The organism is Thalassotalea euphylliae, from assembly GCF_003390395.1.
Classification (GTDB): Bacteria; Pseudomonadota; Gammaproteobacteria; order Enterobacterales; family Alteromonadaceae; genus Thalassotalea_F; species Thalassotalea_F euphylliae_C.
Genome location: NZ_QUOV01000001.1, coordinates 2,137,126 through 2,157,094 on the forward strand (window position 1 = coordinate 2,137,126; position 19,969 = coordinate 2,157,094).

General features: G+C 40.5%; 14 protein-coding genes and 1 tRNA gene. 10 read left to right on the forward strand and 5 right to left on the reverse strand.

Annotated elements, in window-relative coordinates; all coding sequences use genetic code 11:
* Positions 1–7: 7 nt before the first annotated feature.
* Positions 8–1,258 (forward strand): SAM-dependent methyltransferase, encoded by a 1,251-nt coding sequence (locus tag DXX92_RS09465; protein ID WP_116000233.1) that lies wholly within the window; start codon positions 8–10, stop codon positions 1,256–1,258.
* 459 nt (positions 1,259–1,717) lie between these two features.
* Here the strand turns inward: DXX92_RS09465 and DXX92_RS09470 are convergent.
* Positions 1,718–1,794 (reverse strand) — tRNA-Met (locus tag DXX92_RS09470).
* Positions 1,795–2,139: 345 nt separating this feature from the next.
* On the opposite strand from DXX92_RS09470, the gene rlmKL reads away from it, so the two are divergent.
* From rlmKL to DXX92_RS09490, 4 genes are all read left to right on the forward strand, one after another.
* Complete coding sequence (rlmKL, locus tag DXX92_RS09475) at positions 2,140–4,269, forward strand: bifunctional 23S rRNA (guanine(2069)-N(7))-methyltransferase RlmK/23S rRNA (guanine(2445)-N(2))-methyltransferase RlmL (protein WP_116000234.1); 2,130 nt, start codon at positions 2,140–2,142, stop codon at positions 4,267–4,269.
* Positions 4,270–4,325: 56 nt separating this feature from the next.
* Positions 4,326–4,586 carry a glutaredoxin family protein gene (locus DXX92_RS09480; protein WP_342768047.1) on the forward strand — a complete coding sequence of 87 codons (261 nt, stop codon included), beginning with the start codon at positions 4,326–4,328 and terminating at the stop codon, positions 4,584–4,586.
* A 73-nt stretch (positions 4,587–4,659) separates the two neighbouring features.
* Positions 4,660–6,567, forward strand: coding sequence for an ATP-binding cassette ATPase Uup (uup, locus tag DXX92_RS09485; protein ID WP_116000236.1), 1,908 nt, complete (start codon positions 4,660–4,662; stop codon positions 6,565–6,567).
* Between the two features lie 20 nt (positions 6,568–6,587).
* Positions 6,588–8,333, forward strand: coding sequence for a DUF3466 family protein (locus DXX92_RS09490; protein WP_116000237.1), 1,746 nt, complete (start codon positions 6,588–6,590; stop codon positions 8,331–8,333).
* 84 nt (positions 8,334–8,417) lie between these two features.
* On the opposite strand, the gene DXX92_RS09495 is transcribed toward DXX92_RS09490, so the two are convergent.
* Positions 8,418–9,590 (reverse strand): hypothetical protein, encoded by a 1,173-nt coding sequence (locus DXX92_RS09495; protein WP_116000238.1) that lies wholly within the window; start codon positions 9,588–9,590, stop codon positions 8,418–8,420.
* Positions 9,591–9,841: 251 nt separating this feature from the next.
* On the opposite strand from DXX92_RS09495, the gene DXX92_RS09500 reads away from it, so the two are divergent.
* The 5 genes from DXX92_RS09500 to DXX92_RS09520 all read left to right on the forward strand — a co-directional run bounded on the left by DXX92_RS09500 (position 9,842) and on the right by DXX92_RS09520 (position 16,998).
* A complete protein-coding gene (locus tag DXX92_RS09500) occupies positions 9,842–10,525 on the forward strand; it encodes a recombinase RecA (protein WP_116000239.1) in 684 nt (227 codons plus the stop codon).
* Positions 10,526–10,527: 2 nt separating this feature from the next.
* Entirely contained in the window at positions 10,528–11,925 is a 1,398-nt protein-coding gene (locus DXX92_RS09505; RefSeq protein ID WP_116000240.1) for a Y-family DNA polymerase, read from the forward strand.
* A 37-nt stretch (positions 11,926–11,962) separates the two neighbouring features.
* Entirely contained in the window at positions 11,963–15,034 is a 3,072-nt protein-coding gene (locus DXX92_RS09510; protein WP_220347644.1) for an error-prone DNA polymerase, read from the forward strand.
* The gene (locus DXX92_RS09515; RefSeq protein ID WP_116000242.1) at positions 15,035–15,436 is read left to right on the forward strand and encodes a hypothetical protein; all 402 of its coding nucleotides are present in this window, start codon (positions 15,035–15,037) and stop codon (positions 15,434–15,436) included.
* Between the two features lie 287 nt (positions 15,437–15,723).
* The gene (locus DXX92_RS09520; RefSeq protein ID WP_116000243.1) at positions 15,724–16,998 is read left to right on the forward strand and encodes a tyrosine-type recombinase/integrase; all 1,275 of its coding nucleotides are present in this window, start codon (positions 15,724–15,726) and stop codon (positions 16,996–16,998) included.
* 160 nt (positions 16,999–17,158) lie between these two features.
* Here the strand turns inward: DXX92_RS09520 and DXX92_RS09525 are convergent, their stop codons facing one another.
* From DXX92_RS09525 to pyrC, 3 genes are read right to left on the reverse strand one after another with little or no spacing between them, the layout of a single operon-like run.
* Positions 17,159–18,004: a M23 family metallopeptidase gene (locus DXX92_RS09525; protein ID WP_245961448.1), complete on the reverse strand. Its 846-nt coding sequence runs from the start codon at positions 18,002–18,004 to the stop codon at positions 17,159–17,161.
* Complete coding sequence (locus tag DXX92_RS09530; protein WP_116000245.1) at positions 17,997–18,878, reverse strand: 6-carboxytetrahydropterin synthase; 882 nt, start codon at positions 18,876–18,878, stop codon at positions 17,997–17,999. Before DXX92_RS09530 ends, DXX92_RS09525 begins: the two co-directional genes overlap by 8 nt.
* Before the next feature lie 32 nt (positions 18,879–18,910).
* Positions 18,911–19,942, reverse strand: coding sequence for a dihydroorotase (gene pyrC, locus DXX92_RS09535; protein ID WP_116000246.1), 1,032 nt, complete (start codon positions 19,940–19,942; stop codon positions 18,911–18,913).
* Positions 19,943–19,969: the final 27 nt, after the last annotated feature.

Sequence of the window (19,969 nt, forward strand, 5' to 3'; positions counted from 1 at the left end):
GGAGAATATGGTGGAAAACGTTGCCTCACAATTAGAAAAAACAACAAGTTTTTCGCATTCCAAATTTCAGGATTGGATTAATCAACGTTGTCGACAAATAATATTTAAAATATTTAATCAATTGCCTGATAGTCAATTGGTCATTATTGAAGGCGATCAACAATTCCAATTCGGTAAGCTAAGCGAACATTCGCCACTTTCAGCAACAATCGAAGTGAAAAATCCAAGTACCTACAGCGCGTTAGTGAAAAACGGTAGTATTGGCGCTGCCGAAGCTTATATTGCTGGGCACTGGGATACCACAAATCTAACTGATCTTATTCGCGTATTTGCCCGTGCACAACACGTTACCGATCGATTCGAAAAATACGTTAGCTGGCTTACCAAACTAAAAAATCAGTGGTTTCATTTTAACAATCGCAATTCACATAGCGGTTCTAAGAAAAACATACTCGCGCACTATGACCTAGGGAATGAGCTATATACTCGCTTTCTCGATAAAGAAATGATGTATTCATCGGCAATTTATCCAAGTGGTGAATCGTCACTTGAGCAGGCACAGCTTAATAAGCTGAAACTAATCTGTGAACGCCTTGAACTAACCGCAGACGATCACTTGTTAGAAATAGGTACAGGGTGGGGTGGTTTAGCGATATACGCAGCGACTCATTACGGCTGCAAAGTAACTACCACGACGATATCTGATGCCCAATTTGAATATGCTAAAAATCGCGTAGATTCGCTGGGCTTGGGTGAACAAATAACACTGTTAAAGAAAGACTACCGCTTGCTAACTGGTGAGTTCGACAAGCTAGTCTCCATTGAAATGATAGAAGCGGTCGGTTATCGCTATATGGACAGTTTTTTTGAACAAATCAATCAGCGATTAAAGCCTGGTGGTAAAATGTTGATTCAAGCGATTACAATAGCGGATCAGCGATTTGATCATTATTTGAATAATGTAGACTTTATTCAGCGTTATATCTTCCCCGGTGGTTTTTTACCGTCGATAGAGCTTATGGCAAGTAAAATTCGCTCACAAACTTCGTTAGTTATCGATGGGTTACACGACATTGGTATTGATTACGCTAAAACCTTAGCTGATTGGCGTGAACGCTTTCTCGCCTCATGGCCGGAATTACAAACCTTTGGCTATGATGAAAAGTTCAAACGCTTGTGGTTGTTTTATTTAGGCTACTGCGAGGGGGCATTTTTAGAGCGTTCAACCAGTACAGTCCACTTGATCGCCAGAAAGTAAAAAGCTTCCGTTTAACACCATTTATTTCAACTCTCTTTCGCAATAAGTGTGGTGCGACTATTTTTGATAGTCGCTTACTGCTACTTTGAATCGATACTAGTCAGCTACGTAGCAATGAAGAATAAACAGTTAAGAATGATGATAGCTAAAACCGGATAAAGTAGCGTTCAGTTAAGCGATAAATCTCTAATTAGTATAATCGTAGAGATATTAAACTAATGAGAGATTTATTGCTCTCTAGCAATACACAGCATTTTTTGAAATGGTTTTGGGAACTGTTGTTTTTCAAAATAAAGCTGACAGTTTTGTCACTTATTTATAAAACTTTTAACACTTATTTGATTTCTAACGTCAAAGAATTTGCTTGCGGATGCTCTTATTTTATCAAGAGCGAATCGACGACTTATCGTCTTTAAGGTGGCTTTTAACATTAGGTATATTTTATAACGTTAAAAAAATTGGTTGCGGGAGCCGGATTTGAACCGACGACCTTCGGGTTATGAGCCCGACGAGCTACCAGGCTGCTCCATCCCGCGCCAAGTATAGTAACTGTTTATGCTGGTCGGTTACCGACGACCTGCGAACTTGCAACATATGTTAGTTGCTTGTTCTTGGAAGCGAGGCGTATGTTAAGTAGACTTAACTTAGTTTGCAACTAGTTTTATCAAAAAAGCTGTCGTTAGTGCGATTAATGAACGTTACGAGTGCAATCTGAGCATAATTTGAACGCATGGTGTTGCTTCACTCTAAATTCACGCTACAGTTCGCAAGTTGTATCCATTTGCTCATGTTATTAGATCATCAGGTATTTGCCCAAGTGACTATCCCGTCTAGCCTAGTTTGTTTATAATTGCCGCCACTTTTATCTCTAGGCTTTCCTTATGTATCAATTTTTAGCGTTAACTTCTCCGGGTATTGAAATTTTATTGGTGGATGAAATCCAACAATTAGGTGGAAGCAACGTGGTGCAAAAGCCTGAAGGTGTATATTTTACTGCCGAGCTTGAGCAAGCTTATCACATCGTTTTATGGACACGTTTAGCAAGTCGTGTGTTGCTGAAATTAAGTGAAGGCGACGTACAAAACAAAGATGACTTATACCAAGCTGCGAAAGCGGTTGAGTGGGATGATTGTTTTTCACCTGAGCATTCTTTTGCTATTGATTTTGTCGGTAAAAGCCGTGAAATACGCAACAGTCAGTTTGGCGGTTTAACGGTAAAAGATGCCATCGTCGATTACTTTAGAGAAAACGATTTAGATCGCCCCTCAGTCAGTAAACAAGATCCTGATATTCGAATTCAAGCACGACTATTAAAAGGGCAAGTAAGCTTTTACCTAGACTTCTCAGGACGCGGTTTATTCCAGCGTGGCTACCGTAAAGACAGTGGCGCTGCGCCATTAAAAGAAAACCTAGCTGCCGCAATGGTGATCCGCTCAGGTTGGTTAGATGATACTAGCCGCCCATTAGTTGACCCTATGTGTGGTTCAGGTACAGTGTTAATCGAAGCTGTTGGCCTTGCGACCAAACAAGCGCCAGGCTTAGAGCGCGAATATTGGGGCTTTGAACACTGGTTCGGTCATGATGACGCTTTATGGCAACAAGCATTTGATAGCGCCAACCAAGCATCAATCGAAAATTTCTCAAACTTTACTGGCAAGGTATATGGTAGTGATATTGACAGCCGAGTCGTTAATACCGCTAAACAAAATGCTCGTAAAGCCGGTATTTCTGACCTAATTGAATTTAGCTGCAAAGATGCAGGTAAGATCAACAATGTATTTTCAAAACCAGGTGTAATGTTGTTTAACCCGCCATATGGTGAGCGTATTGGTGAATTACCAGAACTAGTCGAGCTATTTGGCGAGTTCGGTGGCAAACTAAAACAGCAATATGCCAATTGGCGAGTATCGATTTTAACGGCAAATACAGAATTGTTGTCTTTATTAAAACTGGCGACGAGTAAACGCTATAAATTTAAAAATGGTCCGTTAGATTGTTTGTTAGCGATTTACGATTTAGATGAAAAGCAGTTAGCGAAAGATAGCCTGCACGGCAGTGTTGATCTCAGTCAACAGCCATCTGATTTTGCCAACCGTTTAAAGAAAAACCTAAAGGCGTTAAAAGGTTGGGTAAAATCAGAGAATATTGAGTGTTTCCGTTGTTATGATGCTGATATTCCTGAATACAATGTCGCGGTTGATGTCTATCAGGACTATTTAGTCATCCAAGAATACGCGGCACCTGCCAAAATTGCGCCTGAAAAAGTCGCGAAACGACTACAGGAAGTTTTATTCTGGGCGCCAAAGGTTACAGAAATAGAAACCAGTAAAGTCGTGCTAAAAACGCGTCAAAAGCAAAAGGGCAGCAATCAGTACAACAAACTGAATAAAAAGAACCAAGCTTTAGTAGTGAACGAGCACGGTGCTAAACTGAAAGTGAATCTATGGGATTACCTAGATACTGGCCTGTTCCTAGATCACCGAAAAACAAGACAAATTGTTGCGAAATGGGCGAAAGATAAAAGCTTACTAAATTTGTTTGCCTACACTGGGTCAGTGTCTGTACAAGCGGCTTTGCATGGCGCAGAAAAAGTTACCACGGTAGATATGTCAAACACTTACTTAAACTGGGCACAAGAGAACTTTGCCTTAAACCAGTTAGTGAGCCACAAATATGAGTTTATCCAAGCAGACTGTTTAAACTGGCTAAAAGAAAATACTGATAAGTACCAACGCATTTTTATCGACCCACCAACGTTTTCAAACTCAAAACGCATGGAAGATGCCTTTGATGTGCAACGTGACCATATTGCCATGATAACAGACGCACTTGGTTCGTTAACTGACGACGGCGAAATTATGTTCACCAACAATAAGCGCAATTTTAAAATCGATGTAGACGCACTTGCAGAGCTTGGTTTACAAGCTCAAAATCTGACGGACAAAACACGCGATAAAGATTTTGCTCGTAATAAGCATATTCATAATAGCTGGTTGATCACACGCAAGTAGACTGGATAAGAGTAGATTTCATAGGCAATGAACAGCAAACAACAAACAGCAAATAAATGATGATAGAACACGGATTTATTTTATATGGCAGTGAAGGCTGCCATTTGTGCGAAGATGCACTTGCACTGTGTCAGCAATTACCCATGCCAGTGATGTTAACAATAGTAGATATTGTTGATGAAGAAGATTTGGTTGAAGCTTACGGTCAGCATATACCAGTAATGCAACGCGACATTGACGGCAAAGAGCTATTTTGGCCATTTGACCTTGAACAACTGACGCAATTTGTTGCCCAAGGTATAGCTTTAGAAAGCTAAGCAACAGATAAACCAATATCACTTAAATAACTAGAAATAAATATAAATAGCGAGAAAGAGTAGTAATAACCCCATGGAATTAATTCGTATAACCAATGCTGAACTTGCTTTTGGCGATGCAAAAATTCTCGATGATGCTGATCTAAGAATCAACCAAGGCGAACGTGTGTGTTTGGTTGGCCGCAATGGTGCTGGCAAATCTTCGCTATTAAAAATAGTCAGTGGCCGTCAGCAACTCGATGATGGTCAGTTGACTTTTTCGAACGATATTCGCATTGCTATGCTCGAGCAAGATCCACCGCAAACTTGCGACAAAACCGTTTTCGATTATGTTTCTGAAGGCTTGCATGCCAATGCAGAGTTAATAAAACAATATCATCAGTTAGTTACACTAGTTGCCGAACAACCGAGTGAGAAAAACTTAGATGCTTTGGCGAATGTTCAGCAGCAGTTAGAACAAGCGAATGCGTGGCAAGATGAACAGCGCATTGAACAAGTGTTAAGTACCTTAGCACTTGATGCGGATAAAACGGTTGATCAACTCTCTGGTGGTTGGCTCAGAAAACTTGCCTTAGCCAAGGCCTTAGTAACTAACCCAGATGTTTTATTGCTTGATGAACCAACAAACCACTTGGATATTGACAGTGTTCTATGGCTAGAGCAATTTTTGAAAAACTTTGCTGGTACTATTGTATTTATTAGCCATGACCGTGCATTTATCCGCCGTTTATCTACCCGCATTGTTGATTTAGATCGCGGGCAGCTAACGAGCTATCCCGGTGATTACGATAAGTATGTCGAACAAAAGCAGCATGACTTGCAAGTAGAAGCGCAGCAAAATGCGTTGTTCGATAAAAAGCTTGCGGAAGAAGAAGCTTGGATTCGTCAAGGTATTAAAGCGCGCCGTACCCGCAATGAAGGGCGAGTGCGTGCACTTGAACGCTTACGTGTTGAGCGTAAACAACGCCGAGACTTAAAATCGCAAGGGGATATCGAAATATCTAGCGGCGATCGCTCAGGCAAGCTGGTTTTTGAAGCACAAGATACTTCAATTGCCTTTGGCGATAAACGCGTGATTAATCATTTAAACCTGCTTGTCAGCCGAGGCGATCGCTTAGCGTTAATTGGTGCTAATGGCACAGGTAAATCGACGCTAATTAAGCTGTTGATGGAACAACTTAAACCTACATCAGGTAAGGTACGCGTTGGTGTTAACCTAGATATTGCTTATTTTGATCAGCATCGCGAACAGCTAGACCCAAATAAAACCGTGCAAGACACGGTTGCTGATGGTAAGCAGGAAGTCACGTTAAATGGCCGCAGTCGTCATGTGCTGGGTTATTTGCAAGACTTCTTGTTCAGCCCCAAACGCGCGCGTACGCCAGTAAGGGCATTATCTGGTGGTGAGAAAAACCGCCTGTTACTCGCCCGATTATTTTTACGTCCAAGCAATTTGTTGATTCTCGATGAGCCAACCAATGATTTGGATATTGAAACTTTAGAACTTTTAGAAGAAGTTGTTGCCAACTATAACGGTACTGTTGTGTTGGTGAGTCATGACCGTGACTTCGTGAACAACTGTGTTAATACCTGTCTGTATTTTGATGGCAGTGGCCATATTGAGCAAATTGTCGGCGGTTACGACGACGTTGATCAATACCTTGCCTACAAGGCGGCACAACGAAAAGCCCATGAAGAACAATTAAAACCTACGCAAACTGCTGAAAAGCCAAAACAAAAGCAAGATAAACCGGCCGCTAAGAAAAAATTATCTTATAAAGAGGCAAGAGAGCTTGAAGCTTTGCCGGAGGAAATAGATAATCTGGAGTCATTAATTGGTGAGTTACAAGATCAGGTTAACCAACCTGACTTTTTTAGCCAAGACACAGCAACAACTCAGAAAATATTGAACCAGCTGCAAGAAAGTGAGTCAAAGCTCGAAGCTGCTTACGACAGGTGGCAAGAGTTAGATGAAAAATAATAAGTGAGATAAGTAGTTAGATGAAAAGTATTGAGAAATCTCTGGTAGCACTTAGTGTAGCCAGCGCATTATCGGCAGCTGCGGTAAACGCTGCAACCTATGAAGTCGTTGATCTAGGTGAAGTTAACTCACTTAAATTTTCTTACGGTCAGCAAGTGAATAACCTTGGTGAATCTGCCGTACAAGGTACCGACTTATATAATATTCCTGTTCAATTTCAATACCTTGATGAAGATGACTACGACGTAATTGTTAACAATGCTGATCGTACTCATGAGCTGGTTAATAACCTAGAAGATATTGAAGACGAAGCGGCACTTCGCGCAGGCAACCCAACAGCAAATGACCTAGTGTGGGTAACACGCTTCCTAGAAAGCCAAGGCAGCAGCCGTTTTCAAAAAATTGGTGACACTGTTGCCATGATTAATCGTGGTGGCCAATCAGAAGAATTTGTTGTCTTTGACACAAACTTTACCAATACCAATACGTTAACGCGTTCAACTGTTGATTTTATTAATGGTATTACCGAAAACGGTTGGGTTTACGGTAATGCATCCGCACCTTTTCTGCCAATCGATTTTACCGAAAGCGACGGTGACGAAGTCACACATTGGGTAAGAGACTTTGAAACTCGCGCATACATCTCGACAGATTATGGTCAAACCATTAAACCAATTTTGGCGCCAGAAACACGTTTTTATAACGGTCAGTCTGCCATCTTAGATATGAACGGTACAACTGCTGTTGGTTACGTGAGTAATCGATTAAATCAAGATCGAGTTGATGATATTGAAGATGATACAGGTGGCTGTGCTGATCCAAATATTATTGATGACATTCCGTTTGAGGTTTGTGTGCAAAACTTATCAAGCGACTTGTACTTCTTGACCGCTTATCAGTGGGAGTTAGACGAGAGTGGCAATGTTGTCAGTGAAAGAGATCTTGGGTTATTAGTGACACCTAATGAAGATGATGATCGTGTTTTTCGTAGCTATGCACAAGCAATCAATGCCAATGGTGTTGCCGTAGGTTTTAGCCATGGTTGGATTGATGAAACTGAAACATCACCAAGTCAAAATGAACCTCGCCGTCTTTACCCGGTTGTTTATAAAAATGATGAAGTAACCAGCCTTGTTGAAGATCATGGTGAAGTAGGTGAAGGGCGTGCATACGATATTAACGACAATGGTATAGCCGTTGGTTATGTCACTCGTTCAGTCAATGGTTCAGTACGTGAAAAGTTTTATCATATTGATACTAACGCACCAGCTGGTGATATGACCATGGTATTTCCAGATGACTTTTTCACAGGTTCATCAAGTACTGCATTTGCTATCAATAATGCCGGCTTAATTGTTGGTGAAGGTGAATTTGAAACTCAAAATAGTACTAGCCAACGCCGTACACATGCTTTCTTGTATGATCTGAACAACGAAACCTTTACAGATATTAATGACTTCTTAACCTGTAACTCTGATTACACCATTATTGAAGCACGCGATATCAATGACAACAATGAAATTTCTGCGACAGCTGTGGTAAAAGTCCCTCGTCGAGATGCCAAAGGCGAATTAATGTTAGATGCCGAAGGCAACCAATTGGTTGAAGACGTTGTGCGCGCGGTTACGCTAAGACCTATCAATGGCGAAATTGAAGATTGTACGGAAGTGTCTGAAGACAGAGTAGAGCGCCAAGGTGCTGGTTTAGGCGCTGGGCTATTAGCAATACTCTCAGCATTTGGTTTTAGACGTAAGCTTAAGCGTTAAATCGTCACCAAAGATATAAAACTATTGAAACATAAAACGGCTCACTTCGAGCCGTTTTTTTGCACGTAGAATAAGTATTTTATCCTATATGGCAATTATCCGCTGCACAGCTCGCCATTCAAGATAATTATTCCAATAGTCAGCTTCGTTAAACATAATGTACTTTGTACCTGATAATGATGTATGGGCTACAGGTCGATAAATCACTTTGTTTGATGAATAAACAACTTCTTCTGAAATAACTGAAGCTGATTTTAGGTCAAAATCTATTAGCTTTAATTGGTAGTAATCAGCATTTTTAGTAATTAATGCTATCGATACAAGACCGTTTTCTTCCGAAATAAAAGAAGCACCAAGTACATAATACCCTGAATTTAATGGTTCATTTCGGCGCCCAAGAACTCCAATGTTGTCTCCAATACTATAAGTACCTTGTTTTGTATATTCCGAGCTAACTACCGTAATTGAAAGCTGCCAATTTTCTGTTGATGATTCATCGTGAGTTGAAATTAAAGCTAATGATGACTCTTGATTTAGTACATCAAGAATACGAGACAATTTAGTTTTATCTGCTGAGTAAATAGACTCTAAATCAGCATTACGTGTAGCAAATGCGATATTGATTGTAGCACCATTATTTAGATCGTTGGCTGACGTAACGAATCTCTGAGATGGTTCTGACAAGAAAGATATCTGATTATTTCCCGAGGCTGGATGTGAGCCAGTATAAAAGTCGAGTGACTCCGAGTTACTTGATGAAATAACGTAGGCACTTTGTAGAAGAGGCTTCCATGGTGACCAGGTTTGACCAAAATCATTTGACGTCGAAAAGTGAAAACCTAAATCAGACATTCGGCTATACATGATAACTGTACTATTTGTATACTGGAGCTGTACATAAGTAACCAAGCTTGGCGTAGTAATGATTTGTTGCTTCAGATTGCTAATATTGTTACCCGTATAAATAATTACCTTTTGCTTCCAAGTTTCACTCTCATTAGCATGGCCAGTCGCAGCAATTATAATATTCGAATCAATATTTAATATAGCGGGGGCGTTATGCTCATCATGCTTGAAATTATTATTAAGCTCGACTCTTTTTAATACTTCTACAGAATTATTTACCATACTAATTTCTGCAACCCACTGCACTCCTTTAGAAGCTTTTCTGTTGACTCCTGTCACTAATAAATCAGTGCTATTTGAACTGCTATCTGAAATATAAGGCCCCGACCACCATGAGTAACCCCCGTTCATTTTATTGTTGCTTTCTGAGTTACATGAACTAAGCAGTATAGAAAAAACTAATAGTAATAGAGTCTTTAGTAATCGCATCAAATATTCTTAGTCTGTTAAATCAAATTCTACTACTCAGCTTATCCTCCGCTCATATTTTCATCAAGAAACAGTAGCTAAATTTGATGATGTTTACCTAAGGTATCGTGGAATTATCATTAGTAAATAAAAGCACTTTACCTTATACTGTATAAATAAACAGGTATTCGGTAATGAACAAAATAATAGAGCTCTTGCAGCATCAAAAATTAGTATGGCGAGGTAGCAGTACGCTAGGAAGTTCACTGAAATCAGTCGCAACAGGTTTCAGCGAGTTAGATCACCATTTAAATGGTGGTTTTTCTATTGGTGTTAATGAAATACAAACCTCATACGGGATCGGTGAACTGCGTTTGCTATTACCTTTATTTAAAGAGGCGATATCAGAAGAGCGGTTAGTGGTGTTTGTTAACTCTTTCGGCATCGTTAGTGCCGAAGCCTTAGCACATTATGGTTTACCACTTGATAACTTTTTACTGATTAACCCAGAACGATGGCAAGAAGTGTTATGGGCTGCTGAGCACTGTTTACGTAGTGGCGCTTGTCATACCTTGGTCATGTGGGCTGATCAGCCACTTGAATTGCATCAGGCAAAACGCTTACAAATAGCCTGTGAAACAGGGAATAGCTTACTGTTTGTTTTACAAGAAAGTAGCGCTGCATCTGTTGGTTTACCGCTTGAACTAAGCCTTTCACTTGCCCCTCAACAGCAAGGGTTATCTGCGCGTATTAATAAACGTAAACTTGGTTGGCCATCCTCACCATTTAGTATTGATATGACAAATCAATGGCCAGCACTGACCATACCTAACAAAGCAGATAACGTTATTGAATTTCCGCAAATAAAAGCAGGCTAATAATGAACTTGTGGCTTTATCTTCACTTTCCTGCTCTACAGCTTAGTACAATTTATCAACCGACAGATCAGCAAGCTTTAATTATTGTTGATGAAAAAAGTAATGAAGTGATTCAACTTAATCAATACGCAAAAAACCAAGGAATTAACCTTGGTATGGGGCTAGGTACAGCAGCTTCACTTTGTCATGAACTTGAGGTGAAAGTGTATGATAAAAAAGTTGAAGCGCGTTTGCTAAAGCATATTGCGCATTGGCTTTACAGCAAAACAGCCGATATTACGATTTTTGCTGCTAATGGCTTATTACTGCGTGTGAGTAACATGTTGAGCTTATATCGAGATCTGGCGCATTACTGGCAAGTGTTGTCGCAGCACCTAAATACACTAAAGCTCGAATATCACTACGCCTGTGCTTATTCGCCTTTTGCCGCTAAGCTTTTGGCGACACAGAAGTTAGATAAACTGAGCGAGAGTCAAGACTGGCTGACTAGGCAAATTAAGCAGCAGAGTCTTGTTCATGCCGATTTAAACATCAACATGGTTAATCGTCTGCAAAAAGTCGGGATTAGCCACTTGGGTGACTTGCTCAAGGTGCCATTAGCTGAGCTTTCTACGCGATTTGATGTTGAAGTTGTTCATTATATTGGCCAGCTCACAGGGAAAATTCCACATCCGGTTCAGTTTTATATTCCACCTGAGCCTTTTGAATACTACCTTGAATTGTATTATGAAGTGAGCAATCAGCAGTACTTATCTAAGCCGCTATTGAAACAATTCTTGCTGCTAGAAAAGCATCTACGATTGAAAGATATGCTCGCCACAGAGCTAACCTTATGTCTACATCAACGCGATAGTGAAAACCTTGTGTTAACTATTACCGCTTTACAAGGTGAATATAAAGCGGATAAATGGCTGGCCTTAACAGAGCTAAATTTAGCTTCAATTAAGCTTGTTGAACCCATTATAGGATTAACCTTAACAACCAAACGCCTCACCAGAAAAGGAACACAAGCTAATGACTTGTTTTTGGGGTCTCAAGGAGAGTTATCAGCACAAGAATTAGTCACTAACTTGGTCGCAAAATTAGGGCAAGAGCGAGTAAAAGGCTTAGCGACTAAGCAAGATGCCAGACCAGAAATCGCCAATCAGCTATGCCCTCCGTTTTCAGTCAATAGCCAGCCGTCATCGACAAAGCTAAGACCAACATTCTTATTAACTACGCCATCACCATTGAAAGAGCCAGTAAAAATAGTTTCGCCGCCAGAGCGTATTATTGCTGGTTGGTGGGATGATTACCAAGTTGTTCGTGATTACTTCATTGGCCGGAGTGAGCAGGGACGTTGGCTTTGGCTATTTCGCGATCACAATCAGCAGTGGTTTATTCATGGGCTATTTAGCTAAAGGTTAGAGCGTTTTTGGTAACTAATGGTAATAAATCATGTATAGCGAGCTATTTTGTCAAAGTAACTTTTCTTTTCTTGAAGGTGCCTCTCATCCCGAAGAACTGGTAATACAGGCAAACTTCTTGGGTTATCACGCCATCGCAATTACCGACGAATGCTCTGTTGCAGGTGTTGTTCGCGCACATACTGCGATTAAAGAGCATGAACTACCAATACAGCTCATCGTTGGCAGCGTATTTTCACTTCAAGGTGAGTTGAAAGTTGTACTGCTATGCCCAAGTCGCCAAGCATATGCAGAGCTTTGTCGTATTATCACCAATGCGCGAAGGCGAACAGAAAAAGGGCACTATGATCTTCAAGAATGGGATCTGATGTCATTAAAACATTGCTTAGTTATATGGCTGCCAGCAGGTAAAGAAAGTGATTACCAGTGGGGCAGTTGGCTATTGAAACATCATTCTTCTCGCACATGGCTAGGCGTACAACGACAATTAGTACACAATGAATCTGCACATTTAACGCATTGTTTATCACTTGCTAAGCAACTTAATCTACCTGTGACAGCTTGTGGTGGGGTACTATTTCACACAACAAACCGCTTAAAGCTCCAGCATACTTTAACCGCAATTAAAGAAGGTATTTCCATTGGTGAACTTGGCGACAAACGCTTACCTAATAGCGAACGCTGCCTGCGAACATTGGCAAAGTTACGTAAATTGTTCAAGCAAGAGTGGCTAAGTGAATCAATAGAAATTGCTAAACGCTGCCAGTTTAATTTACAAGAGCTGCAATATGAATATCCTGCAGAATTAGTACCTTCGGGTAAAACGGCCATGGCTCATTTGCGTGAATTAGTAGAAAAAGGAGCGGCTAAACGCTTTGAAGGTGCTATCAAACCCAATATTCAGCAGTTAATTCATAAAGAGCTCGATTTAATAGAGGAGCTCAACTATCCCTATTTTTTCTTAACTATTCATGACATTGTAATGTTTGCACAAGCACAGGGAATTTTATATCAAGGCCGAGGTTCTGCGGCTAACTCGGTGGTTTGTTATTGTTTAGAAATAACTGCGGTTGACCCAACCAAGATTGAAGTACTATTTGAACGTTTTATTAGTAAAGAGCGAGATGAGCCACCGGATATTGACGTAGATTTTGAACATGAACGGCGTGAAGAAGTCATTCAGTATATCTATCAAAAATATGGTCGTGAACGTACCGCACTAGCTGCGACAGTCATTACTTATCGCCTTAAAAGTGCAATTCGAGAAGTCGGCAAAGCACTAGGTTTACATTCAACTCAGCTTGAATATTTTATCAAGAACATTAATCGACGTGATAAAAGCTTGGACTGGCAAACTCAAGTGTTTGAGTTAGGGTTAGATTCTAATTCAAAAAAAAGCCAACATTTCATTGAGTTAGTAAATGAAATAAAAGGCTTTCCTCGTCATTTGTCTCAACACGTTGGCGGCTTTATTATCTCATCTGGCCCTTTGTATGAACTAGTGCCAGTTGAAAATGCAAGCATGGCAGAGCGGACTGTCATTCAATGGGATAAAGATGATTTAGAATCCCTTGGCTTACTGAAAGTTGATGTGCTTGCTTTAGGCATGTTAAGTGCAATTCGCAAATGCTTTACACTGATTAGCCAGCATTATCAGCACTCGCTAACAATCGCTAAAATTACTGCACTCCCTGAAGACCCTAACGTGTATGAGATGATCCAGAAAGCCGATACTGTTGGGTTATTTCAAATTGAATCAAGGGCACAAATGAGTATGTTGCCTAGGCTTAAGCCTAGCACCTATTATGATTTAGTGATTCAAATTGCTATTGTTCGGCCAGGACCAATTCAAGGTGATATGGTGCATCCTTTCTTAAAGCGCCGTGATGGAAAAGAAGCTGTCGAGTACCCATCACAAGCGGTCAAAGCAGTGTTAGAACGTACTTTGGGCGTTCCGATTTTTCAAGAACAAGTGATAAAGCTGGCAATGGTCGCGGCAGGGTTTTCCGGTGGTGAAGCGGATCAATTACGCAGAGCAATGGCCAGTTGGAAAAAAACGGGAAAGTTACTTCAGTTTAAAACCAAGCTCATTAACGGAATGAAAAAACGCGGTTACAGTGTTGAATTTGCAGAGCAAATATTTAACCAAATTCTCGGTTTTGGGGAATACGGTTTTCCCGAAAGTCACTCAGCTTCATTCGCTGTATTGGCCTATGTTTCGGCTTGGCTAAAATATTACTACCCGGCAGTATTTTACACTTCGCTACTCAATAGCATGCCCATGGGGTTTTATTCGCCGTCGCAATTAACTCAAGATGCTAAACGCCATGGCATTTTGATGCTACCAGTATGCATTAATCAATCTAATTATTGGCATAACGTGGTAGATGAAAATAATACTAAAGCAATACGTTTAGGCTTTTGTCTAGTAAAGGGAGTATCCGAACAAGCAGCAACAACCTTAATTGTCAACAGACCAAAATCAGGCTTTACTCATATGGAGCAGTTAAAGCGAATAGGTATTAGTCGACAGACAATAGAACAATTAGCCAGCGCAAATGCTTTTCAATGTATTGCTGGTAATCGTTATCTGGCTCGATGGCAGTTAATGAGTAAAGAACATGAATTACCACTTTTTAGCAAAAATGTAACTGACCAGCAGCAGGATTTTGATTTTTCACCCAATGAATTCGACGCTTTACTGGAAGATTATGATGCCACTGGGCTAAGCCTTAACAGCCATCCAATTACTTTACTCGCTAACGCAGGTAAACTGAGCAAGTTCACTCGAATGAGCGAACTAAGTGAGAAATCGCATAAGTCTATAGTCACTGTTATAGGCGTTGTCACAGGAAAACAAGCACCAGGTACCGCTGGTGGCGTAACTTTTATTACGTTAGAAGACGATACTGGTAATATCAATGTTGTGGTATGGGCGGCAACTTCCAGAGCACAAAAGCAACCTTACATGACAGCTAAAATCTTAAAAGTAACCGGCATTCTTGAACGCGAAGGTAGAGTGACACATGTGATTGCTGGAAAATTGATAGACTTGTCGAAAGAGCTTGATTGTTTGAACACTAAATCACGGGATTTTCACTAAATGCGTTATCAATCTTTTAACAAACGGCGAAAAAAACCTTACGCTATCAAGAAAACAAGCATCAAAGATGAAAATATAGATCGCCAAATAATTGCGATTCATCATGCGATTGCTAAAAAATTATTAGCGGATACTCATTGTGTGCAGAAAGTAAAAAACAAGTTAGAACAACAGCTCGATGAAAAGAAAATTCGATATAGTCATTTTATTAACTGGTACAGTATTTTAGAAATGATAGATCAACCAGAAGTTTTTCTAAACGCAATGATTGAAGACACACCACAAATGCGGCGACTAAGGCGTAATACGCCATTTGTTGGGATTTTAACCGAGCAAGAGCGTGAAGTGGCCATTAAACAAGATGCATCGGGTGTTATGAGCACTGTAGAAATTTTATTCTAGCGAATAAAGAACATTGCGAAAAACCGAAAAGAATTAAAGACAATATCTATAAGATTCGTATTTTTATACAAACTTTAAATATTCAACGATTTGATAAGCAGGCAAAATTAAAGCTCACAAGAAGAAAAGTAGTAGAGTATAGACGGGGATGTAAACGTAAACACCCTTACAAGTATCCACCTTTGTTATGTCCAATACTCTTTAGTATTGGACATAGTGTTTTCGGGCGTTTAAACTAGTTCCATTGTGATAATCATACCAATTATTTGTTTTTAATAACCTTAATTATGGCTGTATCTAAAACTAACCCTGTACCTTTGTATCCAACATACTTTGATTTAATCGAGTTTGATTTTGAAGACTATCCAGAGCTTAATGCTTTCTTTGATGAGCAACCGGCTTGGTGGCTTGAACAATTCAACTGGGGAAAAGCTTATCTTGAATATGTTGGCCGAAATAAATCTCCACATACTTACGACAGATTTAGAAATGAAGTTGAACGTTTCTTACTTTGGTCGTTTCTCGAAAAACAAACACCGATTGATCAATTACGCAAAGCTGACATTCTTGAATATGCAGACTTTTGTTGGCAGCCGCCAATTAATTGGATTGGCACATCTAACCAAGAACGCTTTAAAGTGGCTGCCGGTTATTCTTCAGCGAATGAACATTGGGCACCATTTAAAGTTCAACTTTCAAAAAGTCAATTATGTAAACTGACTGCCAATGCCCAGACGCTTGACGTTAATCAGCTAAAAAAGAAATACCGTCCATCACAACAAACACTCACATCCATGTTCACAGGTATTATCGTTTTCTACAATTATCTAATGAGTGAAGAATTTTGTTTAGGTAACCCAGCACAAATTGCCAAAAAAGACTGCCGCCACTTTATTACTGACGTACAAGTGAAAGAAGTTAATCGCTTAAGCAGCGCGCAATGGCAATATGTACTTGATGTTGCGGTAGAAATGGCCGATGAAGATGCCATTTATGAGCGTAACTTATTTGTGATTGCGGCTTTAAAAACCTTATTTTTGCGTATATCTGAGTTGTCAGAGCGCGCGACTTGGTCACCCATTATGGGCCATTTTTGGTTGGATGATGACGATAATTGGTGGCTAAAAGTTTTTGGTAAAGGCAGAAAGCTTAGAGATGTTACAGTACCTATTGATTTCTTGCCATTTCTTGAGCGTTATCGCTTATCACGTGGACTTTATGATTTACCGTCAAGTAATGAAAATACAGTACTGGTTGAGAAAATTCGTGGTCAAGGTGGTATGACAGCTCGCCATTTACGCCGCATTGTACAAGCTGTTTTTGATCAAGCTTACGATAAAATGCGCCAATATGAAGGTGAAAATAAAGCACTTCGATTAAAAGAAGCCACAACTCACTGGTTGAGACATACCGGAGCGAGTATGGAAATTGAACGAGGCCGCGAGCTTAAAGATGTTTCTGAAGACTTAGGCCATGCCAGTATGGCAACAACCGATACCGTTTATGTGCAAACCGAAAATAAACAACGTGCAGCAAGTGGTAAAAAACGTAAGGTTAATTAAAAAGTTATATTTTTTTAATTCCTTCGAAGACAAATAAGCACCCTACTTTTCATCTATACACTTGGTTAAAAATAAAGCAGCTACTATTAACAGGTAACTGCTTTGAAATAAGGTTTGATAAAAGATTTTGTAATTTTTCGCTGAGCTTTTAATTATTCGTTTAGTTATTCGTTTGAATCTTTAGTGCTAACGCAGGGTCAAGGCGAACATTAAACCAGTTAATTCGCCAGTCTAAATGTGGACCGGTAGATCTTCCTGTTGAACCAACTGCGGCAACAACATCCCCTTGTTTAACTTTGTCACCAACTTTTACATAGCTATCGCTTAAATGTAAAAAGGTCGATGATACGCCGTGACCATGGTCGATGATCATGGTGCCACCGGAGTAAAACATATCGGGCACAGTTAAGGTAACAACACCGTCAGCAGGCGCTTTAACGGGATCGCCTTTGTCACCAGCATAATCTAAACCGTAATGTGGTGTTCTTGGCTCACCATTGTAAAAACGCTGGCTACCGTAAACACCGGTTACTATGCCTTTAATTGGCGCAACAAAACCATCAGCAAAATAGGTTAAATCACTATCCGTTGCCCTCGCCGCTCTTACTTGTGCACTGTCTTTCTTAGCTCGTGCAACAGCCTTCGGGTTAGGCTTCATAATGCTTTTTTTTATGCCGTTAACCCGTTGAATTTTGTACTCACGCGTTTTTGGGGTTAGTGTTTTTTGCTCAGTAGAGCCGTCAGGGTTGGTTACTATTAATTGATAACGTGCTTTATCATCTCGGCCAAAGCCAAAAGCGAATTCACCTTGTTTACTGACTTTAAGCATTTTGTCGTTTAACTTCACCACAGCCCCAGGTGTCGCTTGTCCAACAATTAAGCCACCTTGGATCACTTCGCCTGACAGCGTTAATTTTGCTTGTGCCGATAGGCTAACCAAGCTCGTTGCAAGTAACAAAGGTAACGATTTTGAAAAAGGCACTGAAAAAGTGAACGATTTAAACACTGGCGATAGCTCCTTTACCGACACCTTCATAGGCAACCACTTTAATAGTGTCGTTTGGATGTTGTGCTTTTAGTTGGCGACCAATATAGTCGGCTAATAGCTCAACTGTTGAATCACAATCAACCACTTCCAATACATGTGCTTGTACCGCAATATCAAAACGACCTTGCGGTGCCATATAGGCAAAGTATTGGTGATCGGGTTGTAAATTGTCACGAGCAAACGCAGATAATTCAATTTCTTCTTCGGTTACTTTATCTTCAATCGAGGCTAAGTAAATGTCGCGCCAACGTTCACACCAATAGGCCTCTAACTCAGTATCTGCTTGGTCATTTTTGAACAAATTAATTTTTGAGCGGTGGCCATGTGCGATACGTTGACAGTTACCATCATGCTTTTTAAGGCCGTGAGTATAGTGATAAAAATCACTTGGAATGGCTTCCGGTCGTAAGTTGATCGACAGACCTTTTACATTATCCGGTAGCTGCTTTTGGATTACTTCAATCAAGTGTTCAGTAACCGCTTCGATGGTAATTGCTTGGCAGTCTAGTTTAGCAAACGCACAGATTGGCGATTGTAAGAAGTAACTGGCTCGGTTTGAGGTAAAGTCAACAAATTCGTGGCCTTCACGAACATGCGAATCAGTAACGCGTAACTGCTTTGAGCTTGTTGGCAGCAGTAATTTATGGTCAACCGCATCATCGATGATGGCTTTGATTTGTTTTTTCACGACACCGAAATCAAGCACCATGCTCATTTCGTTTAAGTCGCCATCGAGTAGCACATCGACAACCCAGCTTTCACCAACAATGCCACGTTGCTCACAAAGGTATGAAAAATCAATAACCGTTAAGTCGTTAACAAATAATTGCATTCAGTTTTTTCCTCAGGTTAAACGACCAGCGTTTAGCCTTTTACCTGCCAAGTCATTTGTTCACCCGCTTTAATCGGCACGACAACATCGGAGCCAAATGACATTGTCTCTGGCACATCCCATGCTGCTTTTTCAAGCGTGATGGTATCGCTGTTAACCGGTAAACCGTAGAAAGTTGGGCCATTTAAACTGGCGAATGCTTCTAGTTGATCTAGTGCATTTTCTTGTTCAAATACTTCGGCATAAAGTTCAATTGCAGCATGAGCAGTGTAAGAACCGGCACAGCCACAGGCACTTTCTTTTGCGTGTTTGGCATGTGGCGCAGAGTCTGTACCTAAGAAAAACTTCTTATTGCCACTAGTCGCTGCTTCCACCAAGGCTTGCTGGTGAATGTTGCGTTTTAAAATCGGCAAACAGAAAAAGTGTGGGCGAATACCACCCACTAGCATATGGTTGCGGTTATAAAGTAAGTGATGCGCAGTAATGGTGGCACCAACGTTATCATCTGCTGCTTTAACAAATTCAACCGCTTGCTTAGTGGTAATGTGCTCTAGCACGATTTTTAGGTTGGGATGTGCTGCAACAAGCGGCGTTAAGATGGTCTCGATAAATTCAGCTTCACGGTCAAAAATGTCAACATCGTGTGTGGTTACTTCACCATGTATTAACAATAAGATGCCTTGACGTTCCATTTCCGCTAATACGTCTCTGATGTTAGCAACATCTGTCACACCAGAGGCTGAATTGGTAGTTGCTCCTGCTGGGTAAAGCTTACAAGCAAACACTAAACCACTATTTTTTGCATCGATAATATCTTGCGGCGTGGTGTTGTCAGTTAAATAAAGTACCATTAATGGCTTAAAGCCTTCACGCGGCTGAGCTGCCATAATGCGATCATAATATTCTTGTGCAAGCTCAGCATTGGTGACTGGCGGCACTAAGTTAGGCATGACAATCGCTCGACCAAAGTAGCGGCTAATATCGGTAACTGTGTTAGGCAGTACTTCGCCATCGCGCAAGTGTACATGCCAATCATCTGGTCGAGTAATAGTTAAACTTGTCATTGGTTATCCTTTCGTTCATCGATAATT

Coding starts and splice junctions, on each gene's coding strand:
- DXX92_RS09500 (WP_116000239.1), top strand. CDS start 9,842: ATGAACAAAATAATAGAGCTCTTGCAGCATCAAAAATTAGTATGGCGA.
- DXX92_RS09515 (WP_116000242.1), top strand. CDS start 15,035: ATGCGTTATCAATCTTTTAACAAACGGCGAAAAAAACCTTACGCTATC.
- DXX92_RS09465 (WP_116000233.1), top strand. CDS start 8: ATGGTGGAAAACGTTGCCTCACAATTAGAAAAAACAACAAGTTTTTCG.
- DXX92_RS09530 (WP_116000245.1), bottom strand. CDS start 18,878: ATGCAATTATTTGTTAACGACTTAACGGTTATTGATTTTTCATACCTT.
- pyrC (WP_116000246.1), bottom strand. CDS start 19,942: ATGACAAGTTTAACTATTACTCGACCAGATGATTGGCATGTACACTTG.
- DXX92_RS09495 (WP_116000238.1), bottom strand. CDS start 9,590: ATGAACGGGGGTTACTCATGGTGGTCGGGGCCTTATATTTCAGATAGC.
- DXX92_RS09520 (WP_116000243.1), top strand. CDS start 15,724: ATGGCTGTATCTAAAACTAACCCTGTACCTTTGTATCCAACATACTTT.
- uup (WP_116000236.1), top strand. CDS start 4,660: ATGGAATTAATTCGTATAACCAATGCTGAACTTGCTTTTGGCGATGCA.
- DXX92_RS09490 (WP_116000237.1), top strand. CDS start 6,588: ATGAAAAGTATTGAGAAATCTCTGGTAGCACTTAGTGTAGCCAGCGCA.
- rlmKL (WP_116000234.1), top strand. CDS start 2,140: ATGTATCAATTTTTAGCGTTAACTTCTCCGGGTATTGAAATTTTATTG.
- DXX92_RS09505 (WP_116000240.1), top strand. CDS start 10,528: ATGAACTTGTGGCTTTATCTTCACTTTCCTGCTCTACAGCTTAGTACA.
- DXX92_RS09480 (WP_342768047.1), top strand. CDS start 4,326: ATGATGATAGAACACGGATTTATTTTATATGGCAGTGAAGGCTGCCAT.
- DXX92_RS09510 (WP_220347644.1), top strand. CDS start 11,963: ATGTATAGCGAGCTATTTTGTCAAAGTAACTTTTCTTTTCTTGAAGGT.